At 43.1% G+C, this 22,174-nt stretch carries 20 protein-coding genes; 11 read left to right on the plus strand and 9 right to left on the minus strand.

Annotated features, from left to right (window positions below):
* Nucleotides 1-20: 20 nt before the first annotated feature.
* The gene (locus tag Q1A86_RS10450; protein WP_299806209.1) at nucleotides 21-587 is read right to left on the minus strand and encodes an LON peptidase substrate-binding domain-containing protein; all 567 of its coding nucleotides are present in this window, start codon (nucleotides 585-587) and stop codon (nucleotides 21-23) included.
* 215 nt (nucleotides 588-802) lie between these two features.
* Between Q1A86_RS10450 and Q1A86_RS10455 the strand changes: the two genes are divergently transcribed.
* Nucleotides 803-1,747 (plus strand): chemotaxis protein CheV, encoded by a 945-nt coding sequence (locus Q1A86_RS10455; protein ID WP_299806212.1) that lies wholly within the window; start codon nucleotides 803-805, stop codon nucleotides 1,745-1,747.
* Between the two features lie 64 nt (nucleotides 1,748-1,811).
* Here the strand turns inward: Q1A86_RS10455 and Q1A86_RS10460 are convergent, their stop codons facing one another.
* Together Q1A86_RS10460 and Q1A86_RS10465 are read right to left on the minus strand one after the other, a co-directional pair.
* Nucleotides 1,812-2,450, minus strand: a complete 639-nt coding sequence (locus Q1A86_RS10460) for a hypothetical protein (RefSeq protein ID WP_299806435.1) — start codon at nucleotides 2,448-2,450, stop codon at nucleotides 1,812-1,814.
* 87 nt (nucleotides 2,451-2,537) lie between these two features.
* Nucleotides 2,538-2,897 (minus strand): DUF2750 domain-containing protein, encoded by a 360-nt coding sequence (locus Q1A86_RS10465; RefSeq protein ID WP_299806215.1) that lies wholly within the window; start codon nucleotides 2,895-2,897, stop codon nucleotides 2,538-2,540.
* Nucleotides 2,898-3,280: 383 nt separating this feature from the next.
* On the opposite strand from Q1A86_RS10465, the gene Q1A86_RS10470 reads away from it, so the two are divergent.
* The 3 genes from Q1A86_RS10470 (at nucleotide 3,281) to Q1A86_RS10480 (ending at nucleotide 5,360) form a co-directional block, all read left to right on the plus strand.
* Nucleotides 3,281-4,453, plus strand: coding sequence for a lytic murein transglycosylase (locus tag Q1A86_RS10470; protein WP_299806437.1), 1,173 nt, complete (start codon nucleotides 3,281-3,283; stop codon nucleotides 4,451-4,453).
* A 132-nt stretch (nucleotides 4,454-4,585) separates the two neighbouring features.
* The gene (locus tag Q1A86_RS10475) at nucleotides 4,586-5,068 is read left to right on the plus strand and encodes a peptidylprolyl isomerase (RefSeq protein WP_299806217.1); all 483 of its coding nucleotides are present in this window, start codon (nucleotides 4,586-4,588) and stop codon (nucleotides 5,066-5,068) included.
* A gap of 73 nt (nucleotides 5,069-5,141) precedes the next feature.
* A complete protein-coding gene (locus Q1A86_RS10480; RefSeq protein WP_299806219.1) occupies nucleotides 5,142-5,360 on the plus strand; it encodes a DUF3389 family protein in 219 nt (72 codons plus the stop codon).
* Nucleotides 5,361-5,364: 4 nt separating this feature from the next.
* Here the strand turns inward: Q1A86_RS10480 and Q1A86_RS10485 are convergent, their stop codons facing one another.
* Entirely contained in the window at nucleotides 5,365-6,363 is a 999-nt protein-coding gene (locus Q1A86_RS10485) for a glutathione S-transferase family protein (protein ID WP_299806221.1), read from the minus strand.
* Between the two features lie 241 nt (nucleotides 6,364-6,604).
* On the opposite strand from Q1A86_RS10485, the gene Q1A86_RS10490 reads away from it, so the two are divergent.
* From Q1A86_RS10490 to Q1A86_RS10500, 3 genes are all read left to right on the plus strand, one after another.
* A complete protein-coding gene (locus Q1A86_RS10490; RefSeq protein WP_299806224.1) occupies nucleotides 6,605-7,303 on the plus strand; it encodes a carboxylesterase in 699 nt (232 codons plus the stop codon).
* A gap of 372 nt (nucleotides 7,304-7,675) precedes the next feature.
* Nucleotides 7,676-9,430 carry a bifunctional UDP-sugar hydrolase/5'-nucleotidase UshA gene (gene ushA / locus Q1A86_RS10495; protein ID WP_299806226.1) on the plus strand — a complete coding sequence of 585 codons (1,755 nt, stop codon included), beginning with the start codon at nucleotides 7,676-7,678 and terminating at the stop codon, nucleotides 9,428-9,430.
* 332 nt (nucleotides 9,431-9,762) lie between these two features.
* Nucleotides 9,763-10,203, plus strand: a complete 441-nt coding sequence (locus Q1A86_RS10500; protein ID WP_299806228.1) for an Hsp20 family protein — start codon at nucleotides 9,763-9,765, stop codon at nucleotides 10,201-10,203.
* A gap of 103 nt (nucleotides 10,204-10,306) precedes the next feature.
* Here the strand turns inward: Q1A86_RS10500 and ilvN are convergent, their stop codons facing one another.
* The 3 genes from ilvN to Q1A86_RS10515 form a co-directional block, all read right to left on the minus strand.
* A complete protein-coding gene (gene ilvN / locus Q1A86_RS10505) occupies nucleotides 10,307-10,801 on the minus strand; it encodes an acetolactate synthase small subunit (RefSeq protein WP_220759240.1) in 495 nt (164 codons plus the stop codon).
* Nucleotides 10,801-12,522 carry an acetolactate synthase 3 large subunit gene (locus Q1A86_RS10510; protein ID WP_299806232.1) on the minus strand — a complete coding sequence of 574 codons (1,722 nt, stop codon included), beginning with the start codon at nucleotides 12,520-12,522 and terminating at the stop codon, nucleotides 10,801-10,803. The genes ilvN and Q1A86_RS10510 overlap by 1 nt, the downstream gene beginning before the upstream one ends.
* Before the next feature lie 537 nt (nucleotides 12,523-13,059).
* A complete protein-coding gene (locus tag Q1A86_RS10515; protein WP_299806235.1) occupies nucleotides 13,060-14,286 on the minus strand; it encodes a multidrug effflux MFS transporter in 1,227 nt (408 codons plus the stop codon).
* 476 nt (nucleotides 14,287-14,762) lie between these two features.
* Between Q1A86_RS10515 and Q1A86_RS10520 the strand changes: the two genes are divergently transcribed.
* Nucleotides 14,763-16,634: a choice-of-anchor I family protein gene (locus tag Q1A86_RS10520; protein ID WP_299806238.1), complete on the plus strand. Its 1,872-nt coding sequence runs from the start codon at nucleotides 14,763-14,765 to the stop codon at nucleotides 16,632-16,634.
* Between the two features lie 132 nt (nucleotides 16,635-16,766).
* Here the strand turns inward: Q1A86_RS10520 and Q1A86_RS10525 are convergent, their stop codons facing one another.
* Complete coding sequence (locus tag Q1A86_RS10525) at nucleotides 16,767-17,111, minus strand: hypothetical protein (protein ID WP_220759233.1); 345 nt, start codon at nucleotides 17,109-17,111, stop codon at nucleotides 16,767-16,769.
* 248 nt (nucleotides 17,112-17,359) lie between these two features.
* Here Q1A86_RS10525 and Q1A86_RS10530 point away from each other — a divergent pair, with 248 nt between their 5' ends.
* Nucleotides 17,360-18,112 carry a Nif3-like dinuclear metal center hexameric protein gene (locus tag Q1A86_RS10530; protein WP_299806241.1) on the plus strand — a complete coding sequence of 251 codons (753 nt, stop codon included), beginning with the start codon at nucleotides 17,360-17,362 and terminating at the stop codon, nucleotides 18,110-18,112.
* Between the two features lie 96 nt (nucleotides 18,113-18,208).
* Here the strand turns inward: Q1A86_RS10530 and metG are convergent, their stop codons facing one another.
* On the minus strand, nucleotides 18,209-20,248 hold the full coding sequence (metG, locus tag Q1A86_RS10535; protein ID WP_299806244.1) for a methionine--tRNA ligase: 2,040 nt from the start codon (nucleotides 20,246-20,248) through the stop codon (nucleotides 18,209-18,211).
* A 160-nt stretch (nucleotides 20,249-20,408) separates the two neighbouring features.
* Here metG and apbC point away from each other — a divergent pair, with 160 nt between their 5' ends.
* Both apbC and udk read left to right on the plus strand, forming a co-directional pair.
* On the plus strand, nucleotides 20,409-21,524 hold the full coding sequence (gene apbC / locus Q1A86_RS10540) for an iron-sulfur cluster carrier protein ApbC (protein WP_299806247.1): 1,116 nt from the start codon (nucleotides 20,409-20,411) through the stop codon (nucleotides 21,522-21,524).
* Between the two features lie 11 nt (nucleotides 21,525-21,535).
* Nucleotides 21,536-22,171, plus strand: coding sequence for a uridine kinase (gene udk, locus Q1A86_RS10545; protein WP_299806249.1), 636 nt, complete (start codon nucleotides 21,536-21,538; stop codon nucleotides 22,169-22,171).
* Nucleotides 22,172-22,174: the final 3 nt, after the last annotated feature.

Here is a 22,174-nt window from a genome sequence, read left to right on the forward strand (position 1 = left end):
TGACCGATACGTAAGCGTATTTAATTTAGATCACTTTGTTGTAGCAAATCATCTAACATGCTTAAGGCAAGGCGATGATCTTTAGCTGCAATACAATGTTGTTTGTCAAGAACGGGTAAAGGAAGGATCTCTAACCATCTTTGGCAAACCCATGATAAGTCATTAAAATTATCTATTTCATACTGGTTAAAATGAGTAGGGTAGTGAGTCATTATCTCTTTTAATAGCAGAGGTAAATTTTGCTGGTTCATCTCTATTGGTATGGACTCCCAACAGGGCAAAATTGTTACTTGCCCTCTTTTTAAGCCATCTTTCTCATTGGTAAAGTGCTCAAGCTTAAATTTCTCAACACCAGAAATTGTTATTCCCAGCAGCCCATCTTCTAGGTTTTCAAAATCAACTATTTTGCAGCGGGTGCCGATGGGCAGAAGCGATTTTTTATCGTCATCTAACATGCACACACCAAAGCCTAAATTGCTTTGCAGTGATTCTTTGACAAGTCTTTGATACCTCACCTCAAATATACGTAGCTGTGTGAAGCCACCAGGCAATATACATATTGGAAGTGGAAAGAGTGCTAATTCCATAATACTCAGTGCCGCTGTGAATTGAAGTCTTATACGTTAATGCTGCGGATTACGATCAGTTTATTCTAGTGGCTGTCAGCTTTACTATTTGTGCGAAGTTTGGCTAACTCGCTATTCTGTTAAGAAATTCCCCAAATTGTGCTTTAGGTAAATGATTTATTGACGTAAATGATTATAATCAGGTCAAAAATAATAACCTTTGTAAAGAGACTCCAATGACTCAAATGCTAGCAAGCGTCGATCAACGTACCAAGTTGGTGGGTGAAAACCGACTGGAGTTATTGTTGTTTCGTATCAGTGTGACTCAGCTTTTTGCAATTAATGTTTTTAAGGTCAAAGAAGTGGTCAAGGTGCCGGCATTAAGTACAATGCCTGGTAGCCACAGCAGCATTATTGGGGTTGCGAATTTGCGAGGAAGCTCAATACCGGTAATCGATCTCCGTAAAGCAATTGGATTTAGGCCATCTGTTATTCAAGCAGAAAGTAATCTTATCGTGACTGAATATAACCGTTCCGTTCAAGGTTTCTTGGTCGATAAAGTCGAGCATATCGTTAACTTAACCTGGGGCGACATTATGCCGCCACCAAAGACGGTGGGGCGAGATAACTACTTAACGGCAATTACCCGTATCGAATACCAAGATAAACAAGAACTGGTTTCGATCATTGATGTCGAGAAGGTGCTAGCAGAGATCATACATTACGATATTAGGTTATCTGAAGGGGTACTGGACGAGCGACTCTTACCCTTGATGCTTGGACGCAAAGTGCTAATTGTCGATGATTCGGCAACTGCTAGGCGTCAAGTACGTGAAACTCTCGAACAATTGGGTTTAGAGGTTATAGAAGCTACTGATGGGCTTATGGCATTGAATCAGCTAAAGCGATGGTGTGATGAAGGCAAAGTGATAACCGATCATATCTTAATGCTGATCACCGATGCCGAGATGCCAGAAATGGATGGTTATAAGCTTACTCATGAAATACGCAGTGATAAACGAATGTCAGACTTGTTTATTACCCTGAACACCTCATTAAGCGGTAGCTTTAATAATGCCATGGTCGAAAAGGTTGGTTGTGATAGGTTTATTTCAAAATTCCAGCCAGATCTGCTGGTCGAAGTGGTGCAGGATAGATTAAGAGAAACGCTAAATAGCTAGCAGATCTCTTAATAAAAATCTCTTAATAGCAAGAGCAATGAGTAGGCTTACTCTTTGTAGTCGATTACTGGTGCTCTTCTCTTAAGTCATTGATTACCTGTTTTTTTAGCTCTGGCACAGCAGCGATATTAATCTGTGCGATGCGAACGGCAAAGCCAAATCTTTCTTTACCGACGATAGCGATAACATCTTCTAGAAAGCGTTTATCTAAGATGAACTGCTTGGCGAAGAATGCGATTGCTTTACTTACTGAAGGGTAATTTACACCATCAAAACTAAATGAAGCATCATAGCCATAATCATCGATAGCAACCCCATTAAGAGCCAAAGGCCAGCCGTTGTAATTAACGCGATCGCGGGCTATCTCATACATCATCCAGCCACTCTTCTTAAAGCCACCGAATACTTTGTCTTCAAATTCAGACTCTTCTAATTCTTGCTTGGTCCAATTAACGCCGATAGCTAAGTGCTTTTCGTAGATCCGCATCAGCTCGTCTTTGACCGCCATCTTACAGTCCCAAATTGAAGTAAGCTTATGTTGTTTCGCTAACCTTAAGCATTCTTTGCAGCAAGGTACCGTTAAAGAAGGGTGGGGAGTATAGGTTTCTTTTAGATAACTCCATTGCTGATCACTTGGCTCGCCACAAAACCAGCAACTATGCCTACGATCAAATGGGATGTCGATTAACGGGGCTAGCTCCAACACAAAACATTTCCTTCTAAAAAACAAAGCGCACAATGGATTAGATTGTGCGCTCTGGTTGATACTTCGCAATGGTTATTTTAGCGATTACTCTTTTTCAACATCCACTAATGATGTTGCTAGTACGATAGGGTCGACTTCTTGACACTCTTGATCGGCAATCCAATCAACACCAATCAATACGCCGTCATCGTTAAGGTCGCTAACCCAGAATTCTAGAAACTCTTCTAAAGTGATAGCAACCGCCTGGTAGTCTTGCCACTCATCAGTGCAATGGCTCTTAGCTTGCGCTTCTTCAGACCACAAAGGCATTACATCGGTAGCTTCAAACTCTGAAGAGTCGCAAACAACCCAACCTTCACCAGTCTCATCTTGAAGACCCCAAACAACTTGGGATTGCTTTACGTTGTTGATGAAGCTTTCTAATGTAGGAGTCATTTCAGTCATGATTAATCTCTTGTTTGGTTAGATATTGGTTCGCTATCGAAAAGACGAGCTTTAATGAGTATTAGTCTGCAGTTGACGCCGGATTTTAGCAAGTTATTTAAGGTATTTATCTCTGCGGCAAATTGTCAATTGCGGCAGAACTGTGCGGCTTTAGCTCGGAAATTGAGCGCTTGCAACACAAACATCATTTGGTCGTAATATTTAAGTGAATTTAGTCTATATTATGCAGCGAACATAGTATGATATTTTACAATGGTGTGATGAAACAAAGTTCAAGGCTCAAGCTAGATTAAGTGAGTTTAAGGAAAGTTTAATCAAACAGCGTCATTTTATACGTTACAGTCATTCATTTTGGGAGTCTTCAATTGTTAAAATCAATCCCCCTGGCTACAGCGCTTATCCTATCTTCTTCTGCTGTTTATGCGGCAGACGAACAGCCTAACTGGGCTAGTTGCGTGGCTGAGTTACAGCAAACGGCAAAAGCGGAAGGTTTATCTCAGCAGACCATAGAGAACACATTGGCCAATGTTAAGTATGTGCCAAGAGTGATAGAGCTGGATCAAAAACAACCGGAATTTAGCACGTCCTTTGAAAACTATTTCAGCAAACGCGTCACTGACTGGCGAGTGGAGCAGGGGCGTAAGCTCTACCGTGAGCACAAAGTCTTGTTACAACAACTGGCAAAAGAGTATGGTGTACCGCCTCAGTACCTGCTGGCATTCTGGGGCCTAGAAACTAACTTTGGCTCTTATAAAGGTAAGATGTCGGTATTAGACTCATTGGCAACCCTTGCTTGCGATCCAAGGCGTAGTCGTTATTTCACCACCGAGTTGATGCAAGCATTAAAGCTTAAAGAGCGATATAACTTCGCTGAAGCCGATATGGTGGGGTCTTGGGCTGGTGCAATGGGACACACTCAGTTTATGCCATCAGCCTACGCTAAATACGCGGTGGATGGTAATGGTGATGGCAAAGCCGATCTGTGGAACAGTACCGAAGATGCATTAACCTCTGCGGCAAATTTTTTACAAAACCTAGGTTGGAAGCGTAATGAGCGTTGGGGTCGAGAAGTGACCTTACCGGACAATTTCTCCTACGCGCACTTAGGTAAAGCCGAGTCACAGCCACTTACTCGCTGGGCTGAGTTGGGGATTACACAAACCAACGGTACAGCGTTAAGTACACCGGATATGCAAGCTGCGCTTTACCTGCCGTCGGGTCATACTGGCCCCGCGTTTTTAGGTTATGACAACTTTGATGTGATCATGCGCTGGAATCGTTCGACCTTTTACGCCATCGCAGTTGGTCATCTTGCCGATAGGATCAATGGCGCTGTGCCACTTAAAGTGACACCTCCTAAGATGCCTAATCTGAGCCGTGCTCGAGTTAAAGAGCTACAAAACCAGCTGAACCATTTAGGCTACGATGTCGGTAAGGCCGACGGCATATTGGGCGCTAAGTCGGTTAAAGGATTACAGAGTTTCCAAAAGAGTCAGGGGCTTGTTGCCGATGGTTACCCGGATGAGGCGACGTTTAAGGCGCTGAAGGTTAATTAAGCTGCTAACTGACAAGCAAGTTTGAAGTGAGTGATATCATTTTATTTGCCTAATTAGATAACAGTAGAGGGTTAAGGCGAGTTTTGCTAAGCTGCGGCCACTAAATTAGAGCGAACAGTGTTAAGGAATACCATGAGCATTAAAGACGATTCAGTTGTGCAGTTTAACTACACTTTGCGTGATGAGAAAGGTGAAGTATTAGAAACCAACGAAGGTTTGGACCCAATCGCCTACCTTCACGGCCATGATAATATGATGCCAGGTGTTGAAGATGCGCTAACGGGTAAAGAAGTCGGTGCTAAATTTTCAGTGACCCTACCAGCGAGTGAAACCTATGGTGAGCGTAATGAAGATTGCGAACAGCGTGTTTCAGTAAAACATCTACAGGGCGCGAAAGTATGGAAGCCAGGTATGCGTGCATTGATCAGCACAGATCAAGGCCAGCGCCAAGTGACCATTTTAAAAGTAGGTAAATTTATGGCGACAGTTGATGTTAACCATCCACTAGCAGGCCGTGAGTTAACCTTCGATCTTGAAGTGATGGATGTACGCGATGCGACCAGTGAAGAGATTGCTCACGGTCATGCCCATGGTAAAGGCGGGCACCAACACTAGACTGGCTTCGTCAGTGAATTGAAGCCCAACTGTGTTGGGCTTTTTTATTGCATCTTAGAGATAGTGACTCGTTATGATTATTCAATTTTCTGCAGGAAAACTCATTCTTTCTCCATTTGAAGTACAGGTGCGGCTCGATAATGGTTGCCAACTATATGCCATGGTTGATGACATCAAGTTTCATCAAGAAGCGCTTATGCTAGTGGCCGATGCTGGAGCGGTGCGCTGGAATATTAAGCTCGATTCATTGGAGCAGCTACAAGAGATCAAAGGCGAGCTCGGCGTTAGCTAAGGGACTATTGACGTTGATGTGGGGAGTCAAAGTCCAACAGTGGTCCCTTAGGCACGATGCGGGTAGGGTTAATAGTGTCATGGCTGAAATAGTAGTGCTGCTTAATATGTTCAAAATTGACCGTTTTAGCGACCCCAGGTATTTGGTAAATATCTTTTAAATATCCTTGAAGATTAGGGTAGTCAGCAATACGCTTCTTATTGGTTTTAAAATGCCCGACATAAACGGCATCGAAGCGAATAAGGGTAGTAAATAATCTAATATCTGCTTCAGTGAGTTGCTCACCCGTTAAATAGCGTTTTGCCTTCAGACTCACTTCAATAGTATCAAGTGCATTGAAAAGCTGCACATAAGCTTCGTTATAGGCTGCTTGTGTGGTTGCAAAGCCCGCACGATAAACCCCATTATTAATCGTTGGATAAATAAAGTCATTGAGAGCATCAATTTGACTGCGAAGGTTTTGTGGGTAAAAGTCCTTCTTATTACCCGTCAAATGATCAAACTCACTATTGAGCATACGTATTATTTCTGATGACTCATTATTCACTATGGTTTGATTTTGTTTATCCCATAAAACAGGTACGGTCACTCGGCCGTTATAATCGGTTTGAGCTCTTTGATAAATTTGGTAAAGATAATTCGCTTGGTATAATTCGTCCTTATCTGCACCTTGAATATGCTGAGCAAGCTCACTTTGATGCTGACCCGCGAATTCCCAACCATGATTGAGCATATGAGGCTCAACAACACTAATGCTGATAAAATCTTCTAGCCCTTTCAGGGCTCTATATATAAGGGTTCTGTGGGCCCAAGGGCAGGCGAGAGAGACATATAAGTGATAACGGCCTTTTTCAGCTGTAAAGCCTATTTGTTTACCTGTTTGCGCTTGAACATCCGCAGTCAGCCAGTGACGGAAACTAGACTCTTGTCGTTGAAACTCCCCGCCGTTATCTTGGGTTGAATACCATTGATCAACCCAGTGTCCATTTTGGAGCAGTCCCATCTTTTTGCCACCTAGTCATAGATTCATCTAAAACATAGCTTATGTGCTAACAGATGATAGATAAAGTCGCATCGATTAAAGTTTCTACAAATGTTACCTCTAGGAACACAGTCTCTAACGAGTGCCTACAGGCTAAATTTGCACACATTTTGATTTTAATGATGGTTAATCCCTATGGGATAACTAAGCCTAGTCTGTTATTATCTCAGCCCACTCAACATACTCATTAGAAAGGTAAACTATGTCTGAACGGGACGTTACGTCAGATCTAAAACTTGAGCGTATTACGATTGAACCAACTCAAGAAGTAAAAGCCTGTGTTATCTGGCTTCATGGACTAGGTGACTCTGGTGCAGGTTTTGCCCCTGTTGTGCCAGCATTGGGTTTGGGCTCAGATCACGGTATCCGCTTTATCTTCCCTCATGCGCCAGAACAAGCTGTGACTATTAACGGCGGCTATATCATGCGTGCTTGGTACGATATCAAGAGTATGGACCTACATGAGCGAGCCGATAAACAAGGTGTAGAGCAGAGCGAGAAGCAGATCATCGCACTGATTGAAGAACAAGTCGCACTCGGGATCCCAACAGAAAATATCGTATTAGCGGGCTTTAGTCAGGGAGGGGTAATGAGCCTGTATACCGGTCTAAGGTTGCCGCACAAACTTGCAGGAATTATGGCGTTATCCTGCTATCTACCAAGCGGTGACTCACTGCCTAATGGTCTTTCAACTGTGAATAAAGAGACTCCCATTCTACAGCATCACGGTATCGAAGATGATGTAGTACCTGTTAGTGCTGGCAAGATGGCATACGAATTATTACAAGGTGAAGGGTTTAATACTCAATGGAAAACTTATCCTATGCCTCATAGTGTCTTACCTCAGCAACTACAAGATATCTCTGCTTGGTTACAACAAGTACTGGCAAACGTTAAGTAGAATCCGTTTGATTGATTTTTGTGCAGGCCGAGGCGTTAACATTCCCTTCGGCCTGTTCGCCATTGAGAATAATTTGCTTTAGCATGGTGGTGGTTGTAAGGTCATGTATTAACTGATTTTATTTTTGCTTTAATCCCGATGTTTATCCGCCTCCCTTTTTTAAAACACTTCTTATTAGCCACCTTGTTTTATATTGTGAACTATTTTCTAGATTAATTGTATATAAAAGAGTCGCTTAGATCACGATGTGTAATAAATGTGACACAAATCTGACCTAAGCTTTGCTAAGATGCATTGCGGCAAAAAATAAATAATTTTGCTGGATAACATAACAGTTACAAAATATAAAAAATAATCAAGGGGTTGATTGTAATGAATAAGATTTTATTAAAAGGACTTGTTGCGACCGCTGTTGTCTCTGCGTTAACAGCTTGTGGTAGTGATAATGATGACAACACGCCTAAAACATGTGCTGAAGCTGGCGATGCATGTAAGACGTTTACTGTACTGCATACTAACGATAACCATGGTCGTTTCTGGGAAAATAGCAAGGGCGAATACGGCATGGCTGCGCGTATGACGCTTATTGAACAGATCCGTTCTGAAGTTGAATCTGCTGGTGGTGACACTATCCTGCTATCTGGTGGTGATATTAATACAGGTGTACCTGAGTCTGATATGCAAGATGCTGTTCCAGACTTCGTCGGTATGAATCTACTTGGCTACGATGCGATGGCAATTGGTAACCACGAGTTTGATAACGAGCTGTCAGTACTTGATATGCAAGCTAAACTAGCTGACTTCCCAATGCTAGCGGCGAACATCTATCACAAAGATGATAAAGGAAATGTAACTGACGAACGTTACTTTGCCCCTTATAAAGTATTCGAAGTTAATGGTGTGAAAATTGCGGTTATCGGTCTAACAACAAAAGATACCGATAAACTTGTTAACCCAGATAACGTTGCTAAGATCCATTTTGCTGATCCTGAAGCGGAAATAGCTAAAGCTATTGCTGAAGTTAAAGCCAATGAAACAGTAGATCTTATCTTTGCTACTACCCACATGGGTCATTACGCTGACGGTAATCATGGTAGTGAGGCTCCAGGTGATGTTACTTTAGCTCGTTCTTTAGAAGCTGGGCAATTAAACGCAATTATCGGTGGTCACTCACAAAATCCAGTTTGTATGGAAGGGAGTGAATACGCTGATTTTAATCCAGGCGACGAGTGTAAGCCTGATGAGCAAAATGGAACGTATATCATGCAAGCCCACGAGTGGGGCAAGTATGTAGGTCGAGCGGATTTTGAATACTTCAATGGTCAGTTACAACTTGCAAGCTACAAGTTGATCCCAATTAACTTGAAAACTAAGTTAAAAGACGAAAACGGCGAAACTGTTAAAGATGAAGATGGCAACAGTGTTTATGTCAACATCGGTGACGAAATCCCAGCAGATCCAGTTGTAACAGCAGTATTAAAGCCATTCCAAGATCAAGGTCAGGAGTTGCTTGATGAAGTTATTTCTGAAACTGACGCTAAGCTTGAAGGTGACCGTAATGTTGTTCGAAGCGAGCAGACTAACTTAGGTCATTTACTTGGCCACGCATACAGAACATTCAATTTAGTTAACGCTGATTTTGGTGTAATGAACTCGGGCGGTGTACGTGATTCAATTGCTGCTGGTGAGATCACATACCGTGACGTATTGACTGTACAGCCATTTGGTAACTTTGTAACTAAAGCAACGATGACGGGTGCTGAAGTAATAGACTATCTTAATGTTGTTGCGACTAAGACTGCAGGTTCAGGTGCATATGCTCAGCTTGATAACATCTCTATGACTGTGGATTGTGATGCTGGTAAAGTTGATATTACCGATATCAATAATAAAGGCTTTAGCTTAACTGATACATATTCGTTCTCAGTTATTAGCTTCAGCGCAGCTGGTGGCGATGATTACCCTGTGATTAACGTAGAGTCAACTCAAATCACTGATGCTGCAGCATTACGTGAGTTCTTTGTGGCGAATCCGAGTGTTAAAGCTGCGGATTATGCACCAGTTCCAGGTAAACTTGTATACTTGCACAATGGTTCAGAAGTTAAGGGTTGTCCTGCTTCAAATTAATTACTAATAACGAAAATTTAATAATTAATCTTGAATTATTTTGCTAAAAACCAGCCCTTTGTGGCTGGTTTTTTACTTCTCATTGCTCAATAAAAATATTTTTTAATCGAATTTTTACATAGCTAGCAAATTTTTTGTTTCTTAACCTTGAAAACAATTTTTGCATCCACATATTTAGAAGTAGGGCCGCTCGATGAGGGCCTAAATAAACGACTTAAACTTTGTGCCTTAGGGGCAGAGGATATGTGAGAAGCGAATAAACGCTTCGATGTGGTGCGACATGTGTCGGCCATTTAACGATAAAATATATTGCTTAAGACAAGGATATACCCATGAGAAATTACGACCTAACACCACTATACCGCAGCGCTATTGGCTTTGACCGTTTAGCACAGCTTGCTGAGCATGCCGCATCGAACAAAGCGAATTCCGGTTACCCGCCTTATAACATCGAACTGATTAATGAACATCGCTACCGCATTACTATGGCTGTCGCAGGTTTTTCGATGCAGGAACTTGATATCACAAGCGAAGGTGACAAGCTGTTAGTCAAAGGCACTAAAGCAGACTCGAGTGATGAGCGTAAGTACCTTTACCAAGGGATTGCAGAGCGCGGATTTGAGCGGACATTCCAGCTTGCTGATTATGTCACTGTGATTGGTGCCAATCTTGAAAACGGCTTACTGAATATCGATCTCAAGCGCGAGATCCCTGAAGCGATGAAGCCTAGAAAGATTGAAATCGGTAGTACAAGAATACTCGACGCTGAGTAAATTCTAGTAAAGAATAGACTGCTAACTGAAGCAACTATTGATTATAAGTGAATTTAAAAAGGGAGCCAATTAGCTCCCTTTTGCTATTTATTCTATATAAATTTTAGGCTTTCATTGCTTTCTCGCCACGTGCTAAACCTACTACACCAGAACGGGAGATCTCAACGACCTTAGTAAATTCTGCTAACGCTGCGATACAAGCATCGAGTTTTTCACTGGTTCCAATAAGCTGTACTGTATAGAGACTCTGTGTCACATCAACAATTTGCCCACGGAAAATATCAGCTAAGCGTTTTACCTCTTCGCGGTTATCACCGTGAGCCTTTACTTTGATAAGTGCTAGTTCACGCTCAACATGGGCTGATTCGGTAATATTCGACACCTTGAGTACATCAATCAGTTTATGTAGTTGCTTCTCTATCTGCTCTAAAACATATTCATCAGCGTTAACCGTAACGGTCAGGCGCGAAAGTGTCATGTCTTCAGTTGGCGCAACCGTGAGGGTTTCGATGTTGTAACCGCGTTGAGAAAACAGGCCAACTACTCGTGAAAGGGCGCCGGGTTGGTTCTCAAGTAATACACAAATAATACGACGCATTAGCTTTTCTCCGTTTTGCTCAGCCACATTTCATTCATTGCACCACCACGGATCTGCATCGGGTGAACGTGCTCAGTTTCATCGACGTGAATATCCATAAACACCAGCCTATTTTTCATGCTAAGCGCTTTCTTAAGGCCTTCTTCTAATTCCGCTGGGTTGCTAATTGTCATACCGACATGGCCATAAGCTTCAGAGATTTTGGCAAAGTCTGGTACAGAGTCCATATAAGATTGAGAGTGTCGACCCGCGTAGATCATATCCTGCCACTGCTTAACCATACCTAAGAAATGGTTATTCAAGTTGACAATAATCACCGGAATATCATACTGCAGTGCCGTTGAAAGCTCTTGAATATTCATCTGAATTGAGCCATCGCCCGTTACACAGATGACGGTTTCCTCTGGCATAGCAAGCTTTACCCCTAAAGCGGCAGGTAAACCAAAGCCCATGGTGCCTAGACCCCCAGAGTTGATCCAGCGACGTGGTTTATTGAATGGGTAATAGAGTGCGGCAAACATCTGGTGCTGACCCACATCGGATGCAACGTAAGCATCGCCATTAGTGAGCTTATGCAGGGCTTCTATAACCTGTTGGGGTTTGATTTTTTTGTCATTGGTGCTGTACTTGAGGCTATCTACTGCTCGCCATTTAGCTATATCGCTCCACCATTGATCATTGGCTGCAGGATCTGTGATTTGATAATCATTTGTTTCAATCTGCTTGAGCATATCATCTAAGATTTTTTCAGCAGAGCCCACAATAGGGATATCGACTCGAATGGTTTTTGAGATCGATGAGGGATCGATATCGATATGTAATATTTTGGCGTTAGGGCAGTACTTCTCAACATTATTGGTGGTTCGATCATCAAATCGAACACCAATACCAAAAATAAGGTCACTATTATGCATGGTCATGTTGGCTTCGTAGCAGCCGTGCATGCCTAACATGCCGACACTGTTTTTATGAGTACCTGGGAAAGCACCTAAACCCATCAATGTGCTAACAACTGGGATCCCAAGCTTTTCCGAGAGTGCTAAAATTTGTGCGTCGCAGCCTGATATAACCGCGCCACCACCGACATAAAGTACTGGCTTTTTGGCTTGCAATAGAGCTTGCAGGCCTCGACGGATCTGGCCTTTATGCCCTGAAGTCGTCGGGTTATATGAGCGCATGCTGATATCTTCAGGATATTGGTAATCATGTAATATCGCAGGGTTCATACAGTCTTTTGGCACATCGACAACCACGGGACCAGGTCGTCCACTAGAAGCGATATAAAAGGCTTTCTTAAGAATGGCAGGAATATCTCTAGGATCGGTCACTAAGAAACTGTGCTTAACAACGGGTCTTGAAATACCAATCATGTCGCATTCTTGGAATGCATCATTACCAATTAGATTGCTCGGAACCTGCCCAGAAATAACCACCATAGGAATCGAGTCCATATAGGCAGTAGCAATACCGGTAATGGTGTTGGTAGCACCGGGGCCTGAGGTTACGAGTACAACACCCACTTCGCCAGTCGCACGCGCGTAGCCATCGGCCATGTGTACAGCGGCTTGTTCGTGACGGACTAGGATATGCTCGATCTTAGATTTTTCGTGTAGGGCATCATAGATATCCAGTACGGAGCCGCCTGGATAGCCAAAAATATGTTTAACACCTTCATCAATAAGAGAACGGACAACCATGCTGGCGCCTGATAACTTCTCCATAGTACTTCCTCTTAAGTTACCGCGACGGTATGCAGTATCTTGCTACAGCGACGGTAATCGCTCTAATAATTAAGCTCAGACGGTAATCTTTGCTCGCTAAATAGCCATTTAATCTTAGATATAGATTAAAACGCAAACGAGTTGCTCGGCAAACACTCAAGCTGAGTGTGTTTTCATCATATAAAACCCATCAGTTATTACAAGTGCTTAAGTAGAAAAACCGTTCTGAATGAAGAAAATTCATTATTGCTGGCAAAATAGTGAGTAAATAAGGTGCAGCAAGAGGCTGACTTAAGAAGGGGGCGACTTTGCGCACCATCAGTAGGGCGAAGAGCAAGTAAACGGCCGGATTTGGGGACCGGCCAAGGGGGGAGATTAGGCTGGTTAGCTGTTAAGCCACTCCGCCTTGTTTTTAAGCTGAAGTTATATCTCAATAGCTTTGTCGCTAAAGGCCAGGCCTTTCAAAAGATAAATTTACTCGAATGCCGTCAGTGAGTACTTAAGAGCAATTGCTTAGGAGCCAGTGATTTACACTGGCTAATCCAAAATAATTGCTGGTTCATGGCGACTTAAAAACTGGCATAAACCGACTAATAGCACTGCCGAAAGCATTAAAGCCGAAAAAGGTACCGCGGTTCCGGTATAAAACAGTGCCAGTAAAGGCCCCGCTAATGCACCAAAACCAAAACGCAATGTACCAATGACAGCGGTGGCGGTTCCTGTCTCTTTTTGAAACTTCATCAGTACAATGGCATCGGCATTAACTGACATAACACCCAAGCAGGCCATTAGCGGTAATAACATCATCACGGTAAAGTGATAGCTTAAGCCTAATAGATTAACGCTCAGCAGCGCAATACCTGAAATAGCCCCGAAAAAAGTCGATACCTTAAGCATACGTTTGGAGCCGTATCGGCCCACTATTTTACTGTTGACCACGTTAGCCAGCATTAAAGCCCCAACATTGGTACTAAACAGAATCGCGAACAGTGACTTGTCTAAGCCAAACACTTCCATATAAACGAATGGAGAAGCCGTTAGATAACAAAAAAAGGCAAATGAGGTGAGTACACCACTGGCGATATTGAGCTTTACGCCTTTTTTTGTAAATACCGTAGCATAGGCGCCAAAAAAAGACTGAGTACTCCGGCTGCTCTTGTCTTTATCGCTGGGCATCTTAAGTTTAACGCTCACTAGCAGCAATAAAACGAATGCATAGAAAGCCAAGATAAAGAAGATCAGATGCCAGTCACCTAGCTCTAAAATCAGGCTGCCGATACTCGGGGCGATAAGCGGCGCTAACATCATAATAAGGCTGACATAAGACATGCCTTTTGCAGTGTTTTTGCCATAAAGTTCTTTAATATAACCCGGCACTACAACGGTTGCCGCAGCACCAATAAAAGCCTGTATGAAGCGAATAGTAAGGAATGCTTCAATAGAAGTCACAAAGGCGAGAGCAAGGCTTGCAAGCATAAAGCCCGTTAACCCCATAAGTACTAAGCGTTTTCGACCAAACCTATCTGCTAGGGGGCCGAAGCAAAGCATACCGAGTGAATAACCGGCTAAGTACAGGCTTAGAGACTGTTGCACTAAGGTGATATCGGTGTCGAAGCTTGATGCGAGTGTTGCCATTGCTGGCAGGTACATATCAATAGCAAGCGGCGTAATAGCGACAATGGCCGATAACATGGGGATCAACAAAGCCAAACTGACGCCAAATGCTGGTTTGTTTATGGCTTGACTATTGGATGAGTTGTTCAAAAAGACCTCTATAAAATACGACTAATCTACAAATTAAATCGAACCTTTAGTTTATGCCATGGCTGAGTTACCGAGTTTCAAAAGTAACAGAGTTTGGAATACCTTAACTTGACGTTAAAAAGGTGAAATTGTTCTGGTGGTACTTACATTGCCGACCAAAGGGGTAACCGCTTTGGCGAATGAAAGGGACCCTTTAAATGTGCTGAATATTTAAAGGATCAGATTCAATTATAGTAGCGTTTTAAACTTAATAATCAATCTTAAGTCAGCCTTATTTTAAATCAAAAACACTTCAATTTGTAAGCAAACGCGTCGTGTACTCTATATGAGCTTACTGTTGGTTGTATGTCACTTAAATGTCTTTTATTTGTCATCTTCATGTCTTTAATTATTTCTAGTTTACTGGTTTTAAAACAAGCGGTGAGCTCATGGCACAGGTTAAGAGGCTCACACAAAAGATGATTAAAGGAATAAAAATGAACAAAACGCTGACGTTGATCCCTCTTTTAGTGGGCGCTTGCTGGGTAACGGCTTGTAGTGATGATGGTGAGCAGGGGCTGGCTGGCACTGATGGCTTAAATGCTCTCACCTCTGCGTCAGCACTTGCCATTGGGCATGAGCAATGCGCTTTAGGCGGACAATTACTGACAAGCGGCATAGATTTAAATGCTAATGGAAGCTTAGATACTGAAGAGGTGAACAGCGAGTTGACTCAGTATATGTGCAATCAAGCTGTTGGACAGTTAACCGCTAGCCTTATTGGTCGCTACCAAAGTGGGGTTTATGGTTTAAGCGCTGCAGAGATTGTTGATTATCATGTCATGTCTCAGCGTATTTTTGTTGTAAATGCTAAGAGCGGTAAGGTCGATGTGTTAGAAGCATCAAGTCTAAACTTAGACGATGCAGTTATTGGTGCAGGGGCGCTTGCGTTAAATAATCTTACAAAGGTGACTGAAGTTGATGTCGCTGCAGATCTCGCGCTGAAAAGGTTAGGTGGAGTTAACAGTCTCAGTATATATGGCGATCTGCTTGCCGTTGCTATCGAACGTGCAGACGATAAGGGTAACAGTAAACAAGGTCGTGGATATGTAGCCTTTTATCGGTTAGATGATAGTGGCGAAGCGGAGCTTATCCAGCAAGTTGAAGTGGGTTACTTGCCGGATAATGTTACCTTTAATCGGGATGGTTCGCTGTTGCTAGTTGCTAATGAGGGAGAGCCTAATTCCGCTTATACGCTTGACCCTGAAGGCAGCATTTCAGCTATTGCGATAACGGATAATATACCTGATCCCACAGCTATAGAATTAAGCTTTAATGAGTTTAATCTTGGCGCTGCAAGGGAAGCAGAAATTAGCTCGCTAATTAAGATTAACGGCCCTGGTGCAAGTGTTGCTCAAGATCTTGAACCTGAATACATTGCAGTTAGTGAAGATAATCATAAAGCTTATGTTTCATTGCAAGAAAACAATGCTATTGCTGTTGTTGACTTGAATCAAATGCGTATAGAGTCAATTTTGGCTTTAGGGCTTAAAGATTATGGCTTAGAGCACAATAAGATTGATGCCAGCGATAAAGATGGTCAAGTTAACTTTGTCGCCTATAAGGGCGTTTATGGTATGTACCAGCCCGATACCATACAAAGTTACCAATGGAAGGGCGCCAATTTTATCGTTTCTGCAAACGAAGGTGATGCTAGGGACTATGATGGTTTTTCTGAAGAAGTTAGGGCAGACGACTTAATCCTAGATGCTGCACATCCACAACTTGCAGCTGCACAGGATAAAACTCAGCTCGGTCGTCTAAAAGTGACAACGAGTATGGGGGATACCGATAATGACGGCGACATGGATAATATCGTTAGCTATGGCGCGCGCTCTTTCTCAATTTGGGACGAACAAGGTAATAGAGTATTTGACTCTGCGTCAGATTTTTCGAGGATCACAGCTGCTGTGCTAGGTGATAACTTCAATAACAATAACGATGAGAATAAAGGTGATAGCCGCAGTGATGACAAAGCCCATGAACCAGAAGCCTTAGCTTTAGGAAAAATAGCTGATAAATATTATGCGTTTATCGGGCTAGAGCGAAATGGTGGTTTCATGATTTATGATATCAGTAACCCTTTTGATGTGAGTTTTGTCGATTACGTAGTTAATCGCGACTTTGATGCTGAATTTGAAATCGATACCGACACTGGTGAAGTCAGCGGCGATGCAACGCTTGTAGGGGATTTAGGACCAGAAGGCATGAAGATTATCTCAGCACAGAACAGTCCAACAGCTGAGCCCTTGTTAGTCATAGGCAATGAGTTGAGTGGAACAACCAGTGTCTATGGCTTAGGGTTTTGATTGGCTATGGGAGCGCCAATTAGATAAGGCTTAAAAATAAAAAACTCCATCACTATTACAGTCATGGAGTTTTCTATTTTCATCCTAACTAAGCACTGCGGCTATCGCTGGGACAGTCTTAATCGAATACGATTAGAAACCGCGAGGTAGTTGACCTTTGCCCGCTAGCTTTTCACGCCAAAGTTCTTTCGGCGTTTTACCACCACTTTTGGCTGCAGGCTTAGCTGCTTTCTTCGCTGGCGCTTTCTTAGCGGCAGGTTTAGCTGCAACAGCCTTTTTCTCCGCTTTAGCTTCAACAGGGGCACTTTCGCCACCGAACTCGGCTAACATCGCTTCTAAATCACTAAAGCGTAAAGACTTACCGCCATCGATTTTGTACCAGCTACCTTTCTGTTCAATTTTAACAGCTTGGCCATCACGCTGAGTTAGCGCTGCCTCAAGTGTGCTGATAACTTCTTCTTTGGTCAGTTTTGACATAATAATAACCTGTTTATTTTTGTGTGTACTTGAAGGTTTAAACTGATTTTATCGTTTAATGTACCGTAAAGTCCAATTTTAGCCTTATATGACTGTATTTCTATGATGTTTTAAGCACTTTAGCGTAAAAAGTGAGTTGAATCGGTGTGCTTTTTGAGCGCCGCCGTAAAATTGGTCGGATCGCGTTCAACTATTTATTTACACTAACAATAGGTTAAAATACGATTTTTGCTACTCTCGGCGGACTTATGACTCGGACCGAACTAAGCCAATACTTGGCAAACTTTTTACAAATTTCCAATTTTAAAGATTACGCACCAAATGGTTTGCAAGTTGAAGGAAAGACAGAGATCAACACTATTGTGACTGGTGTGACCGCATGTCAGGCATTAATCGATGCCGCAGTCGAGCTTAATGCCGATGCAATTTTAGTGCACCACGGTTTCTTCTGGAAAAGTGAGCCAGAAATTATTGTCGGTATGAAACAAAAGCGCATTAAAGCGCTGTTGATAAATGATATTAGTTTATTTGGTTATCACTTACCTTTGGATGCGCATCCTATTGTTGGTAACAATGCTCAGTTGGCTAATGTGTTAGGCATTACTGAGCCTGAAGTGATAGAAAATGTGGCGCAAGGCCTGATGTGGCAAGGAAAGCTAGCGCAACCTTTAACGGCTCAAGCCTTTAATGAACTGATTTCAGCTAAACTTAATCGCCAATGCCAACATTTAGGTAATAGTGGCGCCATGGTTAGTACCGTTGCTTGGTGCACTGGTGGCGCCCAGGATTATATTGACGTTGCTGCAAGTATGGGGCTTGATGCGTTTATCAGCGGAGAGGTTTCTGAGCGTACCTATCACTGTGCGGTTGAGCAGGGCATTCAGTATTATGCCGCAGGTCACCATGCAACAGAGCTTTATGGTATTCAGGCGTTGGGTGAGCATTTGGCTGACAAATTTGGTGTTAAACACCATTTTGTCGATATCGTAAATCCCGTTTAATTATTTACTCGGTTGGTCTCTGCCCATAAAAAAAGCCGCTTATGAAAGCGGCTTTTTATTTGAGCGTTTAATACCAATCAGTATAGGTAAAAAAGTTTATTTTACTTTCATACCAGGCTGGGCACCTTCATGTGGCTCCATGATCCAAAGATCTTTTCCGCCAGGCCCTGCGGCCAATACCATGCCTTCAGATACACCGAAACGCATTTGACGCGGTGCAAGGTTTGCCACCATCACAGTGAGTTTACCTTCGAGATCTTCTGGGGCGTAAGCCGATTTAATACCTGCAAATACTTGTTTGGTCTCACCGCCTAAATCTAGCTCAAGACGCAGAAGCTTGTTAGCTTCTTTTACATGCTCTGCTTTGGCAATACGTGCGATACGTAAGTCGATCTTAGCGAAATCATCGAAGCTAATCTCGTCGCTAATTGGATCTTGCTCAAGCGGTGTCTTAACTTCTTTTTTCACTTCTGGCTCAGCTGCTACTTGAAGGTTCTCTTTAGAGGCTTCGATAATCGCTTCGATACTCTTCATCTCTACACGCTGCATTAACGCCTTGAACTTAGCGATTTCATGGCCAGCAAGATCTACGTCAAGGTTGTCCCAAGTGAGTTCCATCTGTAAGAAGGCTTCAACATCTTGTGCAAGCTTAGGTAGTACAGGCTTAAGATAAGTTACCAAGATACGGAATAGGTTAAGTGCATTACTACAAACCTGATGCGCTTCTTCTTGTTTAGCATCGTCTTTGATTAACTGCCAAGGAGCCGAGTCTGCAACATAAGCGTTAGCGATGTCTGCAAGAGTCATCACTTCACGCATTGCTTTGCCGAATTCACGCGTCTCATAGTAGTTCGCGATAACTTCTTGTTTAGCCAAGAAGCTTGTCGTCAGGCTGGTATCTGCAATTTGTGCTAGTTTGCCGTCAAAACGTTTGCTGATAAAACCCGCTGTACGTGACGCAAGATTGACAAGCTTACCGACTAAATCTGAGTTAACGCGCTGGGCGAAATCTTCAAGGTTTAAGTCAAGGTCATCAATTCTGCTGCTAAGCTTGGCTGCGTAGTAATAACGTAGGTACTCAGGATCTAGGTTATCTAAGTAAGTACGAGCCTTGATAAAGGTGCCTTTAGACTTTGACATCTTAGCGCCGTTAACCGTGACATAACCGTGAGCATATACGCTAGTGGGTTTACGCAGACCGGCACCATCAAGCATGGCTGGCCAGAATAGGCTGTGGAAGTAAACGATATCTTTACCGATGAAGTGATAGACTTCGGCGGTTGAATCTTTGCTCCAGTAATCATCAAAGTTTAGATCGTCACGTTTGTCACATAGGTTCTTAAATGAACCCATGTAGCCAATTGGTGCATCTAACCAAACGTAGAAGAACTTACCTGGTGCATCTGGGATCTCAAAACCAAAGTATGGTGAATCACGTGAGATATCCCACTGCTGTAAACCTTGCTCGAACCACTCGCCAAGCTTGTTAGCCATCTCTTGCTGTAGAGAGCCTGAGTTGATCCACTCTTTAAGCATGCCTTCGAAAGAAGGAAGATCGAAGAAGAAGTGTTCGGTATCTTTCATCACAGGTGTTGCGCCCGATACCGCTGATTTCGGATTAATCAGATCGGTCGTGCTGTAGGTTGCACCACAGTTATCGCAGTTGTCACCATATTGATCTTCAGACTTACAGCGTGGGCAAGTGCCCTTAACAAAACGATCAGGTAGGAACATCGACTTTTCTGGGTCGAATAGCTGAGAAATCGTCTTAGTCTTGATATAGCCTGCATCGCGTAGCTTGATATAAATCTGGCTCGCTAGCTCACGGTTTTCATCACTGTGAGTGCTGTGGAAGTTATCAAACTGGATATTGAAGTCAGCAAAATCCTTCTCATGTTCTTTTTGAACTTGAGCGATCATCTCTTCAGGCGTCATACCCAACTGCTGTGCTTTAAGCATGATTGGCGTGCCGTGAGCATCGTCGGCGCAGATGTAGTGACACTCATGTCCACGTAGTTTTTGAAAACGTGACCAGATATCGGTTTGAATATACTCAAGCATATGACCCAAATGAATTGGACCATTAGCATACGGAAGTGCACTTGTGACTAGGATTTTACGTTGTGAATTTGCCATCTTTTCTCAAAATCGCCGGGAACCTAATTGGAATGGCATAGATACTAACCGATCCAATACATAGTTTCATCAAAAGCTCGCCCAAGTGGATTAAATCTAGACTAATGTTTGCCGGAATATCTGGTACAATTGCGCAAATTATATTTCGGGGGTCTGCATTTTGTCTTCAACACATCCAAATTATCATCTTAATGATGATCTTCTCAGTCCTGTATTGGCGATTCTAGATACGTTTCAAGACTCGTATTTGAATAAGAGCCTATTAAGCGCAGGTATGGTTACTAAACTTGCGATTGAAGGTAAGCGACTGCAGTTAGGGTTATGCTACTCATACCCTTGTCAGACGCAGTATCGCGATATTGTGATGGCAGTGACTAAAGAGTTGGCTGTACTGGATGCGATTGATGAAGTTGAGTGTGAAATTGACTTCCAGCCTGAAACGGTTTCAGCTATCAGCGCGGTTGAGCCACTGCCAAACATCAAGCAAGTGATTGCGGTGGCCTCTGGTAAAGGTGGCGTGGGTAAGTCGACGACTGCCGTTAACTTAGCGTTAGCGCTTGCGGCAGAAGGTGCAAGTGTGGGTATTTTGGATGCCGATATTTACGGTCCATCAATCCCAATGATGTTAGGTGTAGAAGATTTCAAGCCAGTTTCACCAGATGGCAAGATCATGACCTTCGCACCAGCACACGGCATTGCAGCCCAGTCTATTGGCTTTATGCTAGATGGTGATCAAGCGGCAGTATGGCGTGGCCCTATGGCGGCGGGCGCACTAGTGCAATTATTAACTGAAACCGAGTGGCCAGAACTGGATTACTTGGTTATTGATATGCCACCAGGAACCGGTGATATCCAATTGACACTTTCTCAAAAAGTGCCAGTAAGTGGCGCGGTGATTGTCACTACCCCTCAAGATATCGCCTTGGCTGACGCTAAAAAAGGCGTGAGCATGTTCCAGAAAGTGAATATCCCAGTATTAGGTATCGTGGAGAATATGAGCTTCCACTTATGCCCTGAGTGTGGTCATAAAGACCATCCATTTGGTGCGGAAGGTGGTCAGAAAATGGCGACTCGCTATAATGTTCCATTACTAGGGCAGTTACCACTACAGCTTAATATTCGTGAAGATGTGGATAAAGGCGTACCAACTGTAGTGGCAGATGAATCTAGCCAAGTTGCTGGAATTTATCGTGAAATCGCGCGAAAAGTAGGGGCTCAGCTTGCACTATGTCAAGCACAGCCAAAAGTATCAATCAGCATGTCTGATGACGAGTAAAGGTTAGCTTAATGAATTCTAAAGATTGTGTTGTTATTGGTATTGCGGGTGCTTCAGCGTCGGGTAAAAGCCTTATCGCGAAAACGATATATGAAGAACTATGTCGTGATCTCGGTACAGATCAAATCGGTGTGATTGCAGAAGACGCATACTATCGCGACCAAGGCCACCTATCGATGGACCAACGTATTTTGACAAACTACGACCATCCGAAGGCACTAGACCACGAGCTATTGTGTAGTCATCTGCGTGAGCTTAAAGCGGGTAATGCTGTCGATATTCCAGTCTATAGCTATACAGAACATACTCGTACCGACGAGAAAGTGACTCTAACTCCTAAAAAGGTCATTATTCTTGAAGGGATCTTGTTGCTTACCGATCCCGCTTTACGTAAAGAGATGGATGCATCAGTATTTATGGATACACCGCTCGATATCTGCTTTATGCGCCGTCTATCTCGTGATGTGGCTGAGCGTGGTAGAACGATGCAATCGGTTATGTCACAGTACACTGAGACGGTTCGACCAATGTTTTTGCAGTTTATCGAACCATCCAAGCAGTACGCCGATATCATTGTCCCACGTGGCGGTAAAAACCGTATCGCGACAGATATTTTAAAGGCGCGTATTCAGCATCTATTAGCATAGTTA

The organism is uncultured Shewanella sp., from assembly GCF_947497935.1.
Lineage (GTDB): Bacteria > Pseudomonadota > Gammaproteobacteria > Enterobacterales > Shewanellaceae > Shewanella.